The organism is Alteromonas sp. ABH4_452, assembly GCF_056311825.1.
Map to the genome: position 1 here is coordinate 1,256,254 of NZ_CM149973.1, position 20,927 is coordinate 1,277,180.

At 43.9% G+C, this 20,927-nt stretch carries 14 protein-coding genes; 9 read left to right on the plus strand and 5 right to left on the minus strand.

Translation table 11 applies throughout. The features are described 5' to 3' along the window. The first annotated feature begins 247 nt into the window (after positions 1–247). The 6 genes from ACYX4N_RS05385 to ACYX4N_RS05410 all read left to right on the plus strand — a co-directional run bounded on the left by ACYX4N_RS05385 (position 248) and on the right by ACYX4N_RS05410 (position 6,742). A complete protein-coding gene (locus ACYX4N_RS05385) occupies positions 248–1,522 on the plus strand; it encodes a hypothetical protein (RefSeq protein ID WP_476056419.1) in 1,275 nt (424 codons plus the stop codon). Positions 1,523–1,684: 162 nt separating this feature from the next. Further along, complete coding sequence (locus ACYX4N_RS05390) at positions 1,685–2,992, plus strand: ABC transporter substrate-binding protein (protein WP_476055849.1); 1,308 nt, start codon at positions 1,685–1,687, stop codon at positions 2,990–2,992. A gap of 67 nt (positions 2,993–3,059) precedes the next feature. Then, positions 3,060–3,932, plus strand: coding sequence for a carbohydrate ABC transporter permease (locus tag ACYX4N_RS05395; RefSeq protein WP_476055850.1), 873 nt, complete (start codon positions 3,060–3,062; stop codon positions 3,930–3,932). A gap of 3 nt (positions 3,933–3,935) precedes the next feature. Then, entirely contained in the window at positions 3,936–4,766 is an 831-nt protein-coding gene (locus ACYX4N_RS05400; RefSeq protein ID WP_476055851.1) for a carbohydrate ABC transporter permease, read from the plus strand. A 12-nt stretch (positions 4,767–4,778) separates the two neighbouring features. After that, on the plus strand, positions 4,779–5,819 hold the full coding sequence (locus ACYX4N_RS05405) for an ABC transporter ATP-binding protein (protein ID WP_476055852.1): 1,041 nt from the start codon (positions 4,779–4,781) through the stop codon (positions 5,817–5,819). A 227-nt stretch (positions 5,820–6,046) separates the two neighbouring features. After that, entirely contained in the window at positions 6,047–6,742 is a 696-nt protein-coding gene (locus tag ACYX4N_RS05410; protein WP_476055853.1) for an HAD family hydrolase, read from the plus strand. A gap of 43 nt (positions 6,743–6,785) precedes the next feature. Here the strand turns inward: ACYX4N_RS05410 and ACYX4N_RS05415 are convergent, their stop codons facing one another. The 3 genes from ACYX4N_RS05415 to ACYX4N_RS05425 form a co-directional block, all read right to left on the minus strand. Then, positions 6,786–9,947, minus strand: coding sequence for a bifunctional diguanylate cyclase/phosphodiesterase (locus ACYX4N_RS05415; RefSeq protein WP_476055854.1), 3,162 nt, complete (start codon positions 9,945–9,947; stop codon positions 6,786–6,788). 374 nt (positions 9,948–10,321) lie between these two features. Beyond that, entirely contained in the window at positions 10,322–12,562 is a 2,241-nt protein-coding gene (locus ACYX4N_RS05420; protein ID WP_476055855.1) for an alginate lyase family protein, read from the minus strand. A gap of 287 nt (positions 12,563–12,849) precedes the next feature. After that, a complete protein-coding gene (locus ACYX4N_RS05425) occupies positions 12,850–13,782 on the minus strand; it encodes an AEC family transporter (RefSeq protein WP_476056420.1) in 933 nt (310 codons plus the stop codon). Positions 13,783–14,056: 274 nt separating this feature from the next. Here ACYX4N_RS05425 and ACYX4N_RS05430 point away from each other — a divergent pair, with 274 nt between their 5' ends. The 3 genes from ACYX4N_RS05430 to ACYX4N_RS05440 all read left to right on the plus strand — a co-directional run bounded on the left by ACYX4N_RS05430 (position 14,057) and on the right by ACYX4N_RS05440 (position 18,441). Next, positions 14,057–15,805, plus strand: coding sequence for a sensor domain-containing diguanylate cyclase (locus ACYX4N_RS05430; protein ID WP_476055856.1), 1,749 nt, complete (start codon positions 14,057–14,059; stop codon positions 15,803–15,805). 127 nt (positions 15,806–15,932) lie between these two features. Continuing rightward, entirely contained in the window at positions 15,933–17,051 is a 1,119-nt protein-coding gene (locus ACYX4N_RS05435) for an adenosylhomocysteinase (protein ID WP_476055857.1), read from the plus strand. Between the two features lie 184 nt (positions 17,052–17,235). After that, the gene (locus ACYX4N_RS05440; protein ID WP_476055858.1) at positions 17,236–18,441 is read left to right on the plus strand and encodes a M24 family metallopeptidase; all 1,206 of its coding nucleotides are present in this window, start codon (positions 17,236–17,238) and stop codon (positions 18,439–18,441) included. A 26-nt stretch (positions 18,442–18,467) separates the two neighbouring features. Here ACYX4N_RS05440 and ACYX4N_RS05445 read toward each other — a convergent pair whose 3' ends face one another. Both ACYX4N_RS05445 and ACYX4N_RS05450 read right to left on the minus strand, forming a co-directional pair. Continuing rightward, on the minus strand, positions 18,468–20,171 hold the full coding sequence (locus ACYX4N_RS05445) for a protein adenylyltransferase SelO (protein ID WP_476055859.1): 1,704 nt from the start codon (positions 20,169–20,171) through the stop codon (positions 18,468–18,470). Between the two features lie 113 nt (positions 20,172–20,284). Next, positions 20,285–20,842, minus strand: coding sequence for a YceB family lipoprotein (locus ACYX4N_RS05450; RefSeq protein ID WP_476055860.1), 558 nt, complete (start codon positions 20,840–20,842; stop codon positions 20,285–20,287). Between the last annotated feature and the right edge of the window lie 85 nt (positions 20,843–20,927).

Consider the following 20,927-nt stretch of genomic DNA (forward strand, 5'->3'; position numbering starts at 1 on the left):
GTGAGCATTTGGGTTTTAGTGATGTTTTTCCCGATTTCTCCAAGGTACGAAGACTCTTTAAAAATTACACTCCACACAATTACGAAAGAATAATAGAGGGTTCACAATGGGACTAGATACAACGAAACACGTGACGCAATCAACTAAGTTCGCTAAACGCGCATCTTTAAGTCTGATCGCTGCCGCTGTATTGGCGGCCACCGTGCCAACGTTAGGTATGGCGCAAGAGCTAAGCCAAGAAAAGCCGATGTACGTACCACCCAGTGAACCCAATGAATTTCTTGATGGTCGAGTGCAAGTTAACTTCTTAGCTATGCAGAATTATCAAGCTATCCAAGCCAAAGATGGTGCGTTTCGTCCAGAAGATGAAACTCAGTCAGACGGCTTTGGTCGTCTTCGCGTGAACTTAATGTTTAAGTTCAAAATTACCGAAAACATAACTGCCGATATTGATATCGCTGAAGAGCCTAATGACTTTGGTAATAATGGCGACAGAGACTTCTCATTCCACCAAGATTTTGCCGGCGTTGAGTTTGATATGTTTGGACTGACTGGCTATGAAAAAGAGAACGCTAGCCTTATTCTGCGTGTGGGCAACATAGGTGCCTCTCCTTTCCAGTTTAAAGGTTTCCAAGACGGTGCGGACAACCAAGGTAACGCACTTATCGGTAACGGCATTAACGACTACGCCACTGCCGAAAACGGTATTCAGCTAAGCTACACCGAAACCTTCGATAGCGGCATTCTTCGCTCATACAATGTGGCGGGTCACATGACTACGTCAAGCTTTGGTGAAGCTTTCCAAGAAGATCGCGGCTACAACTATCGTTTGCAAGGTACCTTGGAATTTGAAGGTGGCTTTAAAGCCGGTCTTAACTTCTTCAATGCTAATCAAGGCGAGCAACTTGTATTCGAAAACGGTCTTGCCAGCTTAGATGGCGTTACCACTACCAACTATCGTTTTGGTGACGGTGAAAACTATAACTTTTCTGCGTCTGCTTCTAGTGAACGTGATACTCACGTAGGTGCACTACCAGGGCTTAATCAATCAATTATGCAGCTTAACTTGGCGTATCAGCCAAGTGACCAAACCAGTGTTATTTTAATGTTAGGTAAAGCAACTGATGATTATACCTTTGCAGACGTAGAAGGTAATGCTGTTGCAGGTATCACTTACTTCGGTAATGAAGGCGTGTTAGACCCAACAGGTACTACGTTCGATTCTAACCAAGTAATTGAGGCTGATTCGTCAGTTGAATACTGGGTAGTAGAAGCGCAGCAGTACATTATTCCAGAGAAGCTCTATGTTGCTGCACGTTATGCAGAATCTGAAAATACGTCAGACCTTATTGAACAAACAGACAACGACGTAACGCGTCTACAGGTATCAGCGGGATATTGGATCAACGACCGTACTCTTTGGAAAGTGGAATATGTAGACCAAGACGAAGGCGTTAACTCTGGTGGCCAGATTGGCGCAGGTTTCGACGGTCTAACGTCTGAAATTTCAGTTAAGTTTTAATCGCTAACCACGTTTTAACACAAAAGGTTAGGCACTGAGTTGCTTCGCTGCCTAACCACCTAACTTACTTTAATACCTCTGATTTTTTCATCCCCGCGTTAACCAAATTTGGGCGGGGAGGGGAAAGTCATATCTGATAAGAGTACAAAGGGGAGAGACCCGATGTTAAAAAAACTATCTTTAATTGTAGCCAGCGCACTAACCATTAATTCGGCGGCGCAAGCAGAAACTATCACTATTGCTACCGTAAATAATGGCGACATGATCACCATGAAGTCGCTTAGCAGCGAGTTTGAAAAGCAGCATCCTGATATAGATCTTAAATGGGTTACGCTAGAAGAGAACATTCTTCGTCAGCGCGTTACTACCGACGTTGCTACTAGCGGTGGGCAGTACGATGTAATGACAATTGGTACCTATGAAGTACCGATTTGGGGCAAGCAAGGTTGGCTAACCGAACTTAACGGACTAGGTGACGATTACGATATTGACGATTTATTACCTGCTATTCGCAGCGGCCTTTCCGTAAACGACAAGCTTTATGCTGCGCCGTTTTACGGTGAAAGTTCTATGGTGATGTACCGCACTGACCTCATGGAAAAGGCTGGCTTAGAAATGCCAAAAGCGCCTACGTGGAGATTTATCAAAGAAGCTGCTGCAGCAATGACTGATAAAGACGCCGGGGTATACGGCATTTGTCTTCGCGGTAAAGCTGGATGGGGCGAAAACATTGCGCTATTAACGTCAATGTCTAACTCTTTTGGTGCTCGCTGGTTCGACGAAAATTGGAAGCCGCAGTTCGACTCTAAAGCGTGGAAAGATACGCTGGAATACTACGTAGATGTGATGGAGAAATACGGTCCTCCAGGTTCTTCAGCCAATGGTTTTAACGAAAACTTAGCACTGTTCCAAACCGGTAAATGCGGCATGTGGATTGACGCTACCGTAGCGGGTGGCTTTGTTACTAATGAAAAAGACTCTGAAGTTGCCGACAAAGTAGGTTTCGCGCTTGCTCCTGATAACGGCCTAGGTAAACGTGGTAATTGGCTATGGGCTTGGACTTTAGCTATTCCATCAAGCAGTAAGAAAACCGATGCGGCGATGAAGTTCATCAGCTGGGCAACATCAAAGGGCTATTCAAACTTAGTTGCAGATAAAAAAGGTTGGGCGAATGTCCCTCCGGGCACACGTACCTCATTGTATGAGAACGACGCTTATTTAGAAGCCGCGCCGTTTGCACAAATTACCCTAGATTCGATTAATTCTGCAGACCCGAAAAAACCAACAGTAGAGCCTGTGCCCTACGTAGGTATTCAGTTTGTGGCAATTCCTGAGTTCCAAGGTATTGGTACCGCAGTAGGTCAGCAGTTTAGCGCCGCGTTAACCGGCCGAATGACGGTAGACCAAGCACTGCAAAGCTCACAGCGTTTAGTTGAACGCGCTATGCGCAAAGCGCGCTACCCAAAATAAACAGCGTTAACCACAGGGAAAGTGCTTTATTGCACTTTCTCATTTAATAATTATAAGAGGGCTAGTCATGGCGACCACACAATCTCGTACTTTAGCCAAAATCATGCTTTTTCCTTCGGTCTCTTTGCTTTTAGCATGGATGATCGTGCCTTTATGCATGACCCTTTATTTCTCGGTATTAGACTATAACTTGCTTATGCCGGGCGATAACGAATTCATCGGCTTTCTCAACTACGAGTTCTTTTTAACTGATCCCGCATTTATTGAGTCATTTTTTAACACCCTATTGCTAGTAGGCGGTGTGTTGTTTATTACCATTTGCGGCGGAATTGGCTTAGCGGTGTTATTAGACCAGGCAATATGGGGACGAAACTACGTACGTATTATGGTGCTAGCGCCATTTTTCGTTATGCCTACGGTATCTGCGCTGGTATGGAAAAACATGTTTATGAACCCAGTGAATGGACTGTTTGCCCACTTCGCTGAGTTTATTGGCGTAACGCCTATCGACTTTTTTGCGGAACAGCCTTTACTGTCAATCATCATCATTGTGTCGTGGCAGTGGCTACCGTTTGCTGCACTGATTTTACTTACGGCTATTCAATCGCTTGACCGTGAGCAGCTAGAAGCGGCAGATCTTGACGGTGCAGGCCCGTGGAGCAAGTTCGTTTATATTGTGTTGCCTCACCTTTCTCGTGCGGTTACGGCAGTAATTCTAATTGAAACGATCTTCTTACTGTCGATTTTCGCTGAAATCCTAGTAACGACTAGCGGTGGTCCTGGATATTCATCGACCAACATTACTTACCTTATTTATACCCAATCGCTTTTGCAGTTTGATGTAGGCGGTGGTTCGGCAGGCGGCATCGTGGCAGTGGTTATTGCCAACATAGTCGCTATTTTCCTAATGCGCCTAATTGGCAAGAACTTAGAGGGGTAAGTAATGGCGATTAAAGATACGAATAAATCAAAACTTATCTACACCCTTGCGGCGTGGACAGTAAGCGGGATGATTTTCTTCCCCATTCTTTGGACAATTATTACAAGCTTCAAAACAGAGTCAGAGGCCATTTCTGCTTCGCCTAGTTTGTTTATGTTCGATTGGACCTTAGAGAACTATGCAGAGGTGCTTTCTCGCTCTTCTTATTTCGACCATTTTATGAACTCGGTTGTGATTTCGCTTGGGGCTAGCCTCCTTGGGTTGCTTATTGCTATTCCAGCTGCTTGGTCCATGGCGTTTGTGCAAACTAAGCGCACAAAGAACCTACTTATGTGGATGCTTTCTACCAAGATGCTTCCACCGGTAGGCGTGTTAATTCCTATTTACCTGCTATTTCGCGATTTTGGATTATTAGATACACGTATTGGTTTGGTCATTGTAATGACGCTTATCAACCTGCCTATCATGGTGTGGATGCTTTATACCTATTTTAGAGAAATCCCTAATGAAATATTAGAAGCGGCACGCATGGATGGCGCTGGAATAAAGCAAGAGATCTTCCAAGTGCTGCTGCCGATAGCGCTGCCAGGCATCGCATCAACATCACTGTTGAACGTTATCTTGGCGTGGAATGAGGCATTTTGGACACTCATTCTTACAGCAGCTAACGCAGCGCCTTTAACAGCATTTATTGCCAGTTACTCAAGTCCAGAGGGTTTATTTTACGCAAAATTATCAGCCGCATCAGTAATGGCCGTAGTGCCCATTCTTATTCTTGGTTGGTTTAGTCAGAAACAGTTAGTGCGCGGCTTAAGCTTCGGCGCAGTTAAATAGGAGAGCTTCAAAATGGGAAGTATTACCTTAAAACAAGTAACAAAGAGCTTCGGCGACGTTAACGTGATTAAGCCGTTGGACTTAGAAATTCGAGATGGTGAATTTATTGTATTCGTTGGGCCGTCGGGTTGTGGCAAGTCAACCTTGCTTCGCATGATTGCCGGCCTTGAAGATACCACAAGTGGTACTATCGAAATCGATAACCAAGACGCAACTGACATGCCGCCCGCCCAGCGTGGTTTGGCTATGGTGTTTCAATCTTATGCCCTTTACCCTCATATGTCGGTAAGAAACAACATTGCGTTTCCGCTAAAACAAGCGAAAGTAGACCCTGCAATCATTGAGCAGAAAATTGAAAAAGCGGCGAAAATGCTTAACCTTACCGATTACCTTGACCGTAAACCAGGTCAACTTTCGGGCGGTCAACGTCAGCGTGTTGCTATCGGACGTGCTATAGTACGCCAGCCTTCAGCGTTCTTGTTTGATGAGCCGCTGTCGAACTTAGATGCATCACTTCGCGTTAATATGCGCCTAGAAATATCTGAACTTCATAAAAGCTTAGATACCACCATGATTTATGTTACTCACGATCAAGTTGAAGCCATGACCATGGCCGACCGTATTGCGGTATTTAATGGCGGTATTATTGAACAAGTGGGTACGCCTTTAGAGCTTTATCAAAAGCCAGTAAACCAGTTCGTGGCAGGCTTTATCGGTTCACCAAAAATGAACTTTATTAGCGTGGATGCAAAAACGGGTGACCCGACGTGCAGCTTGGGCGTGCGCCCAGAGCACTTTAGAATTACCCGCGATAAAGGCCTGTGGACCGGTAGAGTTGGCGTGATTGAGCACTTAGGGTCTGAAACCTTTTTGCATGTTCATGTTGATAGTGTCGGTACATTAACAGTGAAAGCCGATGGTGATTGTAAAGTGGCCTACGGCGACATAATTAACTTAACGGCAGCGCAAGAGAAAATCATGCACTTCGACAAAGATGGCGTAACCATCCCCGAGTTGTCTTGGGGAGAAAAAACGTCGTCTTCTGCGGCTTAGTTGCATTGTTGACGCGTTGAACACAAGGTATCAATGAGCGCATAGCAAGTACACTATTAGGTTCTCAATATTAGTTAATAGTCTACTTCTTTGCCGTTAGGACATTAGCGCTCACCGGAAAGACAGAACATAGATAGCATGTTTTAAACCGAGATTTAGTCAGTAACCGTAGCAAGGTATGGAAGGCATATCTGGCAAACAACGGGCAAAATAAGCAAGGAATTATTATGGAGCAGAAAAAGCCAACAGCACTTAACACCGATATCGAGTTGGTTATTTTCGACTGTGATGGCGTACTTATTGACAGTGAAATTTTATGTAAACGCGTGCTTATTTCTATGCTTTACGACCTTGGCGTTAGAATAGATGGTGATTACTTCGATAGGCACTTTTTAGGCAAGAGTTATGAGTCTGCAAAAGCGCAGATAGCCGAAGACTTTAACATCAACCTACCCGTGGCTTTTAAGGACGATTATCTAACTGCACTATTGGCTGTGTTTGCTGAAGAGCTTACCCCAACACCTGGCTTAGAGGCTATTTTACAGCGTCTTTTGGTTAGAAAATGTATTGCGACGAGTAGTCATCCTGAACGAGTCACCTTTTCTTTAAAAACAACGGCATTAGACAGTATTTTTAATGGCGATGTAACCACAAGTACTGAAGTTACAAGAGGGAAACCGGCGCCTGATATTTTTCTGTTGGCGGCAGAAAAGATGGGCGTATTACCTGAAAAATGCGTAGTTATAGAAGATTCTGATGCAGGCATTAAGGGTGCGTTAAGTGCCGGAATGTCGGTAGTGAAATACACGGGGGCGAGTCATTTTGAAGGGGGAGTATCGAGTGCATTTGAAGGCGTACCGGTGATCGAGCACTGGCGCGAGCTCCCTGGTCTTTATCCAACGTTGTTTACACCATTTAACTAAGCTCAGTACTAATACCTCACAATATTGAAGGTACTTCTTAAGCTTATTTCCACTCTTCCCTTGTCTCCCATTGCTCCACCCAAGTAGGTAGGGCTTTGGAGGGCATAGGGCGTGCTATGCCGAACCCCTGCGCAAGCTCACAACCTAGAGCTAATAATGATGCTCCATGGGCAACACTTTCCACACCTTCAGCGATAACACTGCGGTTAAATGAATTAGCCAGCGCTATTACACCAGTAACAATCGTTTTATCTTCTAAGTCTACTAACATATCGCGAACGAATGACTGGTCTATTTTAATCACCTCAGCGGGCAGGCGTCTTAAGTAAGTTAAAGACGAATAACCCGTTCCAAAATCATCAATGGCAAAGGTTACACCGAGATTTACACAGTCTTCCATAATCTCAGACACCTTTTTGATATTAGATAGCTTGCTGGTTTCAAGTACTTCTAATTGGATTGCTTTAGGTGGTGTTTCGGGTACTTTTGAAAGCAAATGTTCTAAACGAGTAGGGAAGTTTCTTTGTTGTATCTGCAATGCAGAAATATTCACGCTAATTTTGATGTCTATGCCGAATTGCTTCCATTGGTGGTATTGCCGCAACGATTGTTCAATAACCCATTCGCCAACGTCGATACTCAGAGGGTGATTTTCGATAAAGGGTAAGAACTCTGCCGGAGAAAGTAGTCCACGTAGTGGGTGTTGCCAGCGAATCAGCGCTTCTACACCAACAATCTCTCCTGTATGCATATTCACTTTAGGTTGGTAGTGAAGTTCAAACTCATTATTTTGAAGCGCCTTGCTTATATTTTTAACTGTTTCATGGCGAGTTTTAATCGCATCTTCTGATTCAATGTCAAAAAGGTGGAAACAGTTCTTCCCTTTCTGTTTTGCTAAGTACATGGCTTGATCAGCATGTCTGATAAGTTGCTCTGCATCGGTTTCGTCGGAAGGGTAAACCGTAACGCCAATACTTGCTGAAACTTTGAGTTCATTTTCACCATATTTAACTGGCGTTGAAGCTGCTCTAAGCATGTTCTTTACTGTATTCCTAAAGTCCTGGGCTTGCTTTAAATCGGTAAGTACTGCTACAAATTCATCTCCACCAAAACGGGAAATGGTATCTCCCTGGCTTAGCGTGCTTTTGAAACGGTGAGCCAATGTAATAAGTAGCTCGTCTCCTACGCTGTGTCCGAACGTATCGTTTATCTCTTTGAACCCGTCTAAATCAAGTAACACAACAGCGGCGTAACGTTCATTAGTCTGGCACTGCCTAAGAGCACTATCCAAACGTTCAGCGAGTAGAGTGCGGTTAGGTAAGTTAGTTAAGATATCGTAGTGAGCCATCTGCTCAAGACGATATTGCTGTTCTTTTGTCTCGGAGATATCGCTAAAAATAGCAATGTAATTTTTAACTGTGCCGTCATCATCTTTTACAGCACTAACCGTTAGTAATTGAGCATATATTTCGTGGTTTTTTCTCTTGTTCCAAACTTCTCCCGCCCAATAGCCGTCATTGATTATCGATTTCCATAGATTCTCGTAAAATTCCTTAGACTGCTTTCCAGATTTAAACATACTGGGCTTCTTGCCTAATACGTCGCTTCGGGAGTAGCCAGTTATCTCTTCAAAGGTTTTGTTTACATCAATAATGTTCGATTCGCTATCGGTAATAAAGATACCTTCTCGGGCGTGAGAGAAGACGCTGGCTGATAACTTTAATTTATCTTCTAAGCGTTTGTTTACAGTAATGTCTTGAACTAATGAAACGACGCTTATTACTTTGCCAGAGAAGTCCAAGATTGGGGTGCTGTACCACTCGCAAGTGATTGTTTCGAGCAGTCTAGTGAGGTTATCGTTTACTCTACGGACAGTTTTTTTTCCCTCGACTAGTATTTCGAATACGTCATTTATTTCATGACGCAGTTCAATTGGAACCACAAGCTCCGAGGCATGCTTACCTATAGCTTCTTCTTTGCTATAGCCAAAGATCACCTCAGCCGATTTGTTCCAATCAGTGCAGATGAAGTCAGTATCCCAAGTAACGCACCCTAAAGGTGTGTTTTCAATATGACTCGCTAAGATATCTCGACTTTCCTGCAGTGAATTTTGACTATCAATAAGTTGTTTTTCAGCATCTAGGCGCGTTCTAGCCATCTGTGCAAAACGTAGCTGAAGCTTTCTTAGCTCTATACTGCCCTTTGTCGATGTCTCATCAACTTCTTTACCTTCGGCCAACGCTGTAGTCGACTTCAAAAGGGTTTTTATGGGTATCAAAACGTTTTTTCGAATCAGCCATACTGAAACACCGACGAAAAATAAAACGATCAACGCTAATATAAGGGTGGTTGTCGTTAACCTGGTATCAATTGCTTCAAACGTATGTTTCAGCGGAATACCAATGGTGATGTTGATATGCTTCCCATCATCAAATAGTGGGTGCGTTACATAAACCCGTTGATAAGGGTCTTCGGTCAGAAAAACAGTATTACCCAATGTTATGTCTGTATATTCGCTCTTATCACCCTTTTCTTCTATATCTAGCTGAGTGCCAATCAGCTCTTGTCTAGCAGGGAATGCTGCCACAATTTTGTTTTCACTATCAGTTATAAATGCCACGGTAGCATCAGGCAGGTAAGACTCAGAAAGTATTTCGTTCCACCACTCGAGTGATATAACAGCTACAACCAAACCGACTAAATTACCTTGTTTTGAATTTATAACGGGGTAGGCAAAGTTAATACTGGTTAAATTTGTCGCCCGGTCTATTTGAAATTCACTGATTGAAAATTTACGGGTGGCGATGGCTTGTTGTATATAAGGTCGGTCGTAAACGTTTACCGAACGTTTTAATTCTCGTGCATTACATAACAATTCACCATCTGCGCGTGGTACACCTAGATTTACATAATTACTGTTTACTTTAAGCACGTTAGCAAGGAAGCGACTACACTGTTGTGAACTAGGCTGCTGCACTGCATCGAATTGCGCCAAGTTCTTTAGAAAATGTTGTGTTTTATCAATGAGGTTTGCTTGGATCTTCGAGTGTGTTTTTGTGGTATTTACTGCTTGGATAACTGCAGTCTTTATTGCTTGTTCTCTTTCCACGAATGCATCGTAAAAGATGCTAATGAAGCCGGGCACGGCAATCATTAAAATCAGAATAATAACTCTTGCCTGTAGAGTCTGAAAAAGTTGTGACATGTAATTTGTTTAAATCCATTTAAGCTTGATTAGATTGGAGAACATCGGTGATTTTCGATATCCACAACTTTCCAAAAAATTATACGTGCGCTCAATTGTTAGTTACTAAAGGTAGTATAGTAAAAATATTATAGAAGGGTTATTAAAGTTAAAATGCTCAGCTCAAGAAAGTGACGGGCAAATTTTATAGGTAATGGGCTCCCTTGAAATAGCGCCACCAGCTACTCCTTTTTAGCGCGTGCTATTAATAAGAAAATGGGGGAATATCCATTGCTAAAGTAGAAAGTAAGAATTTAAAATGAACAAAGCCTCTAATGAGGCTTTGTTTTAAGTTACTTCGCGATAAGAGTGAAGCGCTTTTCACCTATAGGCTTTTACATATAAAAGTAAGGGCCTACCCAGCTATAGCTATCACCGTTAATCTCAACCTTGTGTTTTGCGCTGTTATCATTATTGCTATTAGCGATAATAAACAGCTGAGTGTTGCCTTTTACATCGGTAATACGCACGCCAGTGTACGCGTCACTATCTAAAACCACCTCAAGACTTTTGATACTGCTTCTTGAGTTAATCGACGATTCACTTACTGGGCTGTATGAACCATGAGATTCTACTACAGAAACAAATAAAGTGTCTTGGGTGTCATTTCGTCTAAGCGTAATCGCCGCGTCGCGACGTAGGTTGAAGTCTGGATCGTTTGCGCCGATGCGAGTCAAATACACCTCGTCTTCAGCGTTGGTAACCGTAGTCAGCGTATAATACTTGCCATGCTGAAGCCACTGGAACTTAGTGTTGCCGTCACTCGCGTTACCCTTGCCCTCTACAAATAAATGTTGATAGCCATTGTCTTCACCAAATGGTGATAAGCTGGTAGGCGACACGTGAGTAAAGTTCTTATCGATTATCTGACCCATGTAATAGAAGGGCAGGTCGTATTGATTTTTCTTGTCAGAATCAACGCGTAAAATGTCTAGTACAAACGGCTTTTCAAAGTTTTCGTCTTTTATCACTGCCATGGTGCGGTGCATTAACGTACCCGGGTAGGCATTTTCTTCTGTTGCACTAACCACTTTTACATTGTCATTTTCTGCGTCGAAAGTGAAAAGATCTGAGTGGTGTTGACTGGCAACCTCGTACTCACCATCAAAATGCTTTTTGCCATTAATCGATAAAGTATTATGTGCAATGGTTGTCTTTGCCCACGTAGTGTTTTCTTTTAGATAGTTACCACCGCCTTTTTGGCCTATATTCACAAAGCGAGCTAGACCATAATCTTGCAGAACCTCCTCGCCTTTTTCGTACAAAGAGAACGATAACTTATCGTAATGACCGTGGCTTAAACCCTGAGCGGCATACTTAAACACAAGCGTTAGGTCTTCATTACCATAACGCAAAATGCCTACACCGCCTTGGTCACCGTTCGGGCCATCACTTAAATTCACGGAAGACTTTACAAAAGGAACCGCTTTGCCATCTCGAATATCAATAGCAGCTTCAAGTCCTGACTCTTGAAGAAGCACTTGTCCTTGCTTCTCTACCACGCTTAGCAAGCGAGGATCTTTTTCTCCGTAAAAGTAGGCGAGGTCGACTGCAGTTACCAAAGAGGCTTTCTTATAAGACATGCCCTTTTGAGCATCGTTAAGCGGGAAAAATTCGCCATCTGCGTCAGACAAATTAAGAAGCGCATCGATACCTTTTAACAATACATTGTCTTTATGCTGTAGCACTTTTAAGTCTGGACGATTGTTCTCCATAGCCAGCGCAAGTATTAGGAAAGGATACATTGCATAGCGCTGATAGTAAGGGCCTTCGGTATAGTAGCCATCAGGAGAGAAGGGCTCTTCTAAATTTGCAAAAAAGCCCTTACGCTGACCTTCTACTTTAATAGTGCCGCCATCGTTGTCTTTACCACCCACTTCTAAGCCATCATCTTCAATACCATAAAGCGCGCGTTGAATAAGCTCTTCATCGTTCATAACAAGGCCAATCATGCCTACGGCAGCGATGCCCCAGGTACTGTGGTTGTGAACGCGGTTAAAAAATTGTGGGTTTTCCAACGAAATGAAATCGGCAAACGGACGGAAGAGGTTGTCCTCTAGTGTTTTGCGTTCTTCAGCAGAAAGGTAATCGTAAATAGCATCATAAGCTTGGCTCATGTAAACCAGCCAGTTGCTGTCGTTTAAGCATTGCCAGAAAAGTTTTCCACGAGAGTACGAACGCTCTTGCGGGTGCAAAGGTAAGTCTTTGTACATGGCTTCATATTGAAACAACATGTCACGGATGTATTTAGCGTATTTTTCTTCTTCTAACACTTGATAAAGCACGCCAGCTTTTTGCGCAATGAAAAAGTTTTGTTTATGGCGCTGGTGGGTGTAACCACCGGAGAAATCCTTAGGAATGGGCGTATCAATACCCATTGCAATTTCGGCGTCTACTTCTTGCTTAACGGTTGCCAAGCTTTTATCAAACAGAGGAACTTCACCCAAGTTGTCTCTCATTCTTTCTACGCCAGGTTCGGTAAGAATAAGGTTAGGGTGACCTTTTGCTTCGCTAGCAAAAGACGATAGGCTGATACTAACAGCTAGCATGGTAAGGCTAAATTTCTTGATGTTCATTGTATTTATTTCCTTGTTATCAAATAGCCATTGATGAAAACAGGCAACAACGGATGTAGGGTAAAAATGTTGTTATTTAAAAATGACAATTTGTAATAAACACAATAACAGAATAGAAGATGTGGTGGATAGGCCAATTTTAGTTTTTGGTAAAAAATAAAAATAAAATTGGTAATATGTGCTTGGCTAGCTGTTGCTAGGTTATGGGAGCTTTTTTGCTCAAATGGAACGCTGTGAACGAGAAAATTGCGAAATAGCTCTATGCAAATAGGAATAGCCTTGATGCGTTACACAAGGTGCAATTTGCTTAGTACCCCAAAGGCGAGGGCGGTAATCGGTAAAGACGCTAATGTGCTGACTGCGATAATACTTGCTGCTAAGCGATAGTCGCCTCCTAAGTTTCTCACCATGACATAGCTTGCTGCAGCGGTTGGTGAGATGGCTAATAAAAGAACAATACCCAGCTCCATCCCTTTAAAACCAAAAGCATAGGCAAGGGCAACCAATACAAATGGGTAAACTACACATTTGCTGGTTGTACTAAGCACAATATTAAACCAGTCACTGGAAAAAGAGCGGAACTGCAGTGATGCGCCGGTGCATATAAGTGCAAGTGGCAGGGTAAGCTGTGCGAAGTACTCTCCTGTTTTCACTAGGGTATCGGGAAGCTGCCATTCGAAGTATGAAAAGGGCAGTGCTGCGGCAATCGATAAGATCAACGGGTTTTTCGCCATGCCGGTAACTTGGCCCATTAAGGAGCGCGACGTACCTTGGTAAAAGTTAAGAACAAAAACTGAAAGTACATTAAATAAGATGGTAATACACCCCATGTAGACAGACGCTACAGCAAGCCCTTCTTGCCCATAAGTGTTAGCACAATAGGCTAAGCCGATAATACCCATATTGGCTCGAAAGCCGCCCTGAACAACTACACCTCTGGCTTTGTAAGGATGTACTGTCAAATGAGAAATAACCATAAGCGCTGCAAATACAATAAGTGTACCTATCACGCCCACGCTTATAAGGGATAGATTCGCGGCTTTGGAAAAGTCAGCTCTGGCGATTGATAAGAACAGTAGAGCAGGGAGCGCAACGTTAAATACGAGTTTAGAGCCAGCCTCTATAAAGCCTTCATTGAGCCACTTAATACGAAAGAAAAGCCAACCCATTAAAAGAAGGATCAATACAGGAATAAGGGTACTGGTAATAAAGCTAAGCATAAAAAGAATTAACGCCATTGAGTAGATTTGCGAAACAAAGCAGTAGATTGCTGCTTTGCAAATAGGCATACAGGACCATAGTATGCCAAGCTTCTGAGCTTATGCATAAAGTAAATGTGTAATTTACGAAAGAAAAAGCGGCTACATAGTGATCTACTAAATAAACTTATTCACAAACCTTGTTGATAAGCGTAAGTTAATATTTAAGTTTACAAGGGTTAAGCTTTTCTAATTCCAACCCTGTCTCTGAACCCCTATTAGAAAGAACTGATGTATGAGAGCATTTCTTTTCTTTGTTGGCTTGGTGATAGTTTACAGTCTTTGGGGCGGGCTTTCTTTCGCTTATGCTAAAGGAACAGCGCCATTAGATAAGATGGAGCTGATAAATCACAAGCTTTGGATGTATTTCGAGGGCGGTAGTGCGTCAGCCGCCGAAGACATTTTAGCAAAATACCGACAGAATAGTTTAGTCAAAAATGTAGGAAGGCAAGTCAGTTATGGGTTTACCGATAACACCGTTTGGGGTGTGCTAAAGATTGAACTTAATAACTACAACGTACTTACCAATCAGGTTGATGAAACCCGGCAACAAACGATTTCACCTTTACCTCTTACAATAAAAATAGACAATGCGTGGATCGATGATATCGACGTTTATTTTTTTGAAAGCGGTAAAAGAAAACACCATGTTCGTCTTGGCGACAACCAGGTGCATAGCGCACGTCGTGAAGATACTCGCATGCCATCACTTTCCTATCGGTTTACTCAGCCAGAAACGCTGGTAATTTTTCGGTTTGCGTCCCAAGACCCGATGACTATCCCCATTTATGTCGGACCTCCCAGAGCGGCAAAAGATAAATCGACGGAAAATGCGTATTTTTATGGTGCTCTATATGGGGCGCTTATCATTCTGTTGCTGTATAACCTCGTCTTATACTCTTATCTTAGAGAACAGCGCTACCTGCTTTATTCACTATATCTTTCGTCGTTTCTGTTGTTTAACTTCACCTACACAGGTCACGGTTTTTGGTGGTTGTGGTCAGAGTCGGTATTCATTCAGCAGTGGCTAATGCCAGCGCTTATGTTTTTTTATTTATTCAGCGCGGTAAGATTCACTATCGAGTTTCTTAATACCCAGCTTTACCTGCCCAGGCTTTATCGGTCAAGGAAGTATATTTACGGTGCTCTAGTTGGGCTTGCGGTAATCATCGTGCTAGTTGGAAACCGCTCTTTTGCGGTGATGTCACAACTGGTGGTACTGACATCAATTTCGGTTTGGATGCTGTGTATCGGAATACTAGCCTATCGCAATGGTGACACCCTTGCTAAGTTTTTTCTCCCCGCTATTTTGTGCGGAACAGGTGGTGCAACTGTGTCGAGTTTGGCCACGTGGGGGCTTATTCCCTATTCAAAGTGGGCGTTCAGAGGGATTGAAATTGGCATGGTATTGGAAATGTCTCTACTGTCTATTTCACTAGCGTTTAACTACAAGCAAGTGCAGCAAGCGCGAAAAAACGCTGAGCGCGACGCAAGACTCGATCCTCTCACTTCGCTCTATAACCGGCGTGCTTTTGAAGATTTGGTGTACCCTATTTGGGAGCTAGGAAAACGCAGTAATAAGTTTATGTCAGTTATGCTTATTGATATCGACTGGTTTAAAAAAGTTAACGATAAGTATGGTCATGACATGGGCGACAAGGTGCTGCAAAAAGTGGCAGAAGAAATAAAAGGGCAGGTTAGAGGCTCTGACATCACCTTTCGTTGGGGGGGAGAAGAGTTTTTAGTATTTTTACCTAATACCCGCGTTCAGTACGCTAAGCAAATAGCCGAAAACCTGCGCCTACATCTATTTTCCCATGACATCAATAAACTGCTTCGTGTAACAGTAAGTATCGGCGTGGCAGGCACCACTCCGGGCGAACATGATATCAATGTGTTAATTAAAGAGTCAGACCAAGCCTTGTATTTAGCAAAAGCGAAAGGGCGCAATAAGGTGGTGCTGTGGAACGAAGGCGTCGAATAAAGAAAGAAGCCAAGAACCAGAGAAATTAAAAAGGAGTAGTTGGAAATAAGAGGAAGTACCTCGCTGTTTTATATATACAGCATTCTCACGTATGATTCTGTTTTCGTTTTCTCAGAGTATCCTTTTCATGTACCAAAATTTTCAAGCAGAGCTGGCGTGGGCCAGCCTGCATATGCCGCGCACTCGCAAAGCCATTGCATCACTTCCCGATCTGTCTAACGTCAAGCTTGCCTGCAACATGCATTTAGATTTAAAAATGGCACCTTTGGTAGAGGGGCTACTTTCACGTGGCTGCGATATCTTTTTAACCACGTGCAACCCTACTACGGTTCAAGATGACGTGGTGTCTTACCTTGTTGATAAAGGTGCAACAGCACATGCATGGCGAGACATGAGCGACGCTGACTGGTCTGAGTCATTTGATAAAGCGCTAGCATGGCAACCCACTCACTTATGTGAAATGGGGGCGGACCTTACTACTCGACTGCATGAAAATATAAAAGCAAACAAGCCAGTTCCAAGCATTGTATCGGGCTTAGAAGCAACGGGTTCTGGCATTAACCGCTTAAACGGTATGGCGCCAAACTACCCGATATTTAACTGGGATGATTTGCCAGTTAAAGAAGGGCTTCACAACAGGCATATGGTGGGTTTAAGCGCATGGCAAACCTTTTTCCAAACCACCCATTTAACCCTACACGAAAAAGTAGTGGTTGTTATTGGTTATGGTTTGGTAGGGCAGGGCGTGGCAGCGTCGGCAAAGGCGTTTGGTGCACAGGTTCAAGTTGCAGAACTTGACCCAGCAAGAGCGCTGCAGGCGAAATACGACGGCTGGCCAGTGGTTGATTTGAATGAAGCAGCCAGCCAAGCTGACGTTATTGCCACTGCAACTGGTGCCTATGGCGTAGTGAATTCAAGCCATTTAGAAAGCATGAAAGACGGGGCGTTTATTTTAAATGTAGGTCACGTGGCACAAGAAATTGATGTGCCATACCTTAAAAATAACGCTACTCACAGTGTGCCAATGCCTTATGTTAACGCTTATAAGCTAGGCGATAAAACGCTGTATCTTCTCGCTGATGGCTCTATGTTTAACTTAACGGCGGGCTATGGCGACAGCATCAATGCGTTTGACGTAACCCTAGCCGTGATGGCTGCGGGCATCGGCTATATCGTGAATGAAGGTGCAGCAAGCGAGAAAGGTTTGTACTTACTTCCAGAAGCTGCGTGGAAAAGTGCACTGTAAAACTGAGTTGTAGTAAGCGAGTGTTCAGCAATAGTTACGCCATTTAACAGGCATCGCGACCCTCGCTTATCTCGACTTTCCTACCCATTATTGTACAGTGTGCCCGTTTTAATAAATTCATAGTTAAGGCGGGCTGAACACACTCCAATAGATAATCAGCCTTGCGCTAGTGTAGGGACAAAAAATGGGCACAACAATAGGCACAAAGACACCACAACAGGCTTTAGATAGCCTCGTCAACATGACAGGCGACCTAACACCCATCCCACTTTCAGAATACAAAGCCCGAATTGCCAAGGCGCAGCATTACATGCAACAGCATGGCATTGGCGCGTTATATCTTAACGCGGGTACTAACTTAGCGTATTTCACAGGCATGCAATGGTACGCCAGCGAACGCTTGGTCGGCGCACTTTTACCTGCAAAAGGTGATCTTGTATATCTTGCCCCTACGTTTGAAATAGACTCATTAAACGAGCTTAAACTAGTAGAAGGCGAGATTATCGGTTGGCAAGAACATGAAAGCCCGTACGCGCTTGCCATTTCTATGTTAAGCGAGCTGGATACAGCGGGTGGCAGCAAGCTGTGTGTTGATGAGTCTACGCAATTTTTTATTGTAGATGGCTTTAATAAACTGCTTGAACAGCCGTGGCAAATTATCAATGGTGCTGAGGTTACTGCGCACTGTCGTATGCACAAATCTAGCAATGAACTCGCGCTCATTCAGCGAGCCATGGACATGACCCTTGCTGTACACAAAGCCACAGCCAGTATGCTTTATGAAGGCATTACCACCACAGAAGTTGAAGCATTTATTAATGATGCACATAAAAAAGTAGGCGCCAGCGGTAACTATTTTTGTATTGTGCTTTTTGGTAAAGCGACCTCGTTTCCCCACGGCGTTAAAGACCCTCAAGTATTAAAGAAAAACGATCTTGTATTGATTGATACCGGTTGTAAAGTTCACGGCTACCTGTCTGATATCACTCGAACCTATTGCTTCGGTGAGCCAACCGATAAACAACGGGCACTATGGGAAAGCGAAAAGCGCGCGCAGCTTGCGGCATTTAACGCTGCAAAGGTCGGTGTACCTTGTGGTGACGTGGATAAAGCAGCGCGAGATAGCTTAGCCAAAGACGGCTTAGGGCCAGACTATAACTTACCAGGCTTGCCACATCGAACAGGACATGGCATAGGCATGGATATTCACGAATGGCCTTATTTAGTAAAAGATAATCCTCACCCGCTAGCATCTGGCATGTGTTTCAGTAACGAGCCTATGATAGTGGTGCCAGACGAGTTCGGTATTCGCTTAGAAGATCACTTTTATATGACCGAAGAGGGCCCGGTTTGGTTTACTGAGCCTAGTGAATCTATCGACTCTTTGTAAGTAAACTAAATTAAAGCTGCTCTTTATTACGAAGAGCAGCTGTAGTGCGCAACACCGCCAGCACTGAAAAATTCAAGTGGGCGTAGTTGGTAATACTTGTTCTCTACCTCTTCTGATTGCTCATCATAAGGCGCGGTAAGTATATTCTGTAGTTGGTGAATTTGGCTAAAATCACCTTTCTCGGCGGCTTTATAGGCAGGCACAATAAGCCACTCGCGCCAAGTGAACTTAGGGTTAACTTGGCGCATATTCTCTGCTATGGCAGTAATAGCGTTCGCCACGTCACCTTGTGCTTCAGCGACCTTTTCAATGCGCTCACGCCAGGTTTTTAACCAGGCTTCCCATTCTGTCATCACTTCTGTTTTAGGCGGGTAGTAAAAGCTCTTCGTCAAACTCGCCATATCTTCAGGTATTGATGATAGCTCTCTGAAAAACATATTGTAGTCAACGCCAGTGCGCAGCATTAATTGCAGTAGCTTGATAAGCAAATCGTGGTCGTAGCTGGCAAGACCGAGCTTTGTTGCCCACATGCTCTCCATAGCGCGTTCCATAACGTCAGAAAAACCGTCGTTAATATCGTCAAGCTTTGCTAGTTGTTCACTGTTGCCTTCAAGTAACGTCATCAGTGAGCGACAGAACATATCAAAGTTCTTTTGGGCGGCAATGGGCTGGTTTAAAAACGAGAAGTGACGACCGCCCCCTGTCCAAGGTTGGTAGTCTGCTTCAAAAAACTCACAAAAGCCGAATGGCCCATAATCCAGCGTAAAGCCGCCAGCGGCGCAGTTATCGCTATTGAAATTGCCCTGGCAGTAACCTACGCGAACCCAATTAGAAACTAGGCGAGTTAATCGGCCTCTAAAAAGCTCAGCCAGCGTTATCACTTGCTCTTCAAACGGCGCTGTAGTGTCTATTTCGCATGCGTACTCTCGCTCAATAAGGTGCTTAACAATGGCTTCTAGCTCGCTTAATGCTTCGCTGTGTTCATTACACCTTGCGCGCCTAGCAAAAAGCTCTATTTGTCCTACGCGCAAAAACGATGGGGCGACGCGGGTGGATATCGCCGTTATATTTTCTACCATCACTTCAGGCTCATAGGAGTGAGAGCCTTCGCGATACCAAGGCCTGCCTACCGTGTCTGATTCAGACATAAACAAGCTTAAAGAGCGGGAAGTGGGTACGCCAAGCGCATGCATGTGCTCTTGCACTAAAAATTCGCGTACGCTAGAGCGCAATACGGCTCGACCATCTGCGCCGCGACAATAAGGCGTGCGACCCGCGCCTTTTAACTGCATTTCCCAACGCTTACCGTTAAATATCCCTTCAACAATAGAGATAGCGCGACCGTCACCATAGCCATTACCCGTTCTAAACGGACACTGCTGTGTGTACTCCGTACCGTAAATAGAAAGCGCATAGCCGGTTGCCCAGCCGAACGACTTCATAGATTCAGGCATTGCAGACATGTCGCCTGAAAACAGCTGGGTGAAATCGTTAGATGTTGCCAGACTGTCGTCTAAACCTAATTCGGCAAACAAAGTTTCACTATGAGCAATATATTTGGGAGAAGATAATGGGGTCGGAGTAACCGGCACATAGTGACCAGAGAAAACTTGGCGTGGATCATGGTCGTTGCCATCACACGTCGACTGTGGGTCTGGGGTAAGGGTATTTAGTAATGAATAATCTACGTGCTTTGCAAATTCATCTAGCGTTTTGATACGTTCTGTCACTATGCCTGCCTATTTCACTGAATGGAAAAATCTGTTTGCGAGCATCGAGGCTCAGGTTACTTTCGTACCTTTAACAATTAGTAACCTCGACACTGCTTACGGTGTTTCAATGATTATTGTTTAGGTCGAAGCGCAAGTTTTCCTTGCTCCACAGTTAGCTGCAAAGGCACGGTTGAAAGCACGTTCACCGCTTTGTTTGCAGGGTCTAAGCGATAAACCGGGTTCGATGCTAAATAACCGTTGATAAGCTGCATAAATTCGCCGCTTACAGGTGCTAAGTTACCTTTAAAACCGCCTGCATCAATGGTGCTATCAAGTAGCGACAACGAGCGCACAAAAATCGCCTTTTCTTCACTGTCATAATAAGGCGTGCCTTCTAATGAAAGGCTTACCTTAGCAGGGTAGTTCAAACCAAAGGCACTAACGCGAGCGGTGGCAATTGCGCCTAACTGAACCACGTCTCTGCCATCTGGCCCAATGGTCGCCGTCATATCTTCCACATCTAAATAAAGCGGAATACCAGCAAGTGAGGTCTTCTTTTGTAGCTTACTCACTTGGCTATCGAGTACTTGTTCTAGCTCGGCATTAGAAACCGTATAAACCGCTAACTGAGAAAGGGTTGCACAGCCAGCAAGCGTAATAGCGAAAGCTATAGAAAGTAGAAATCTCATAAAAAAAGTCTCTTTAGTAATTAGGTGTCGAATTACACAGCGTGAGCTACTAATGCTATCGCTGTAACAACAGAATGCATTCATT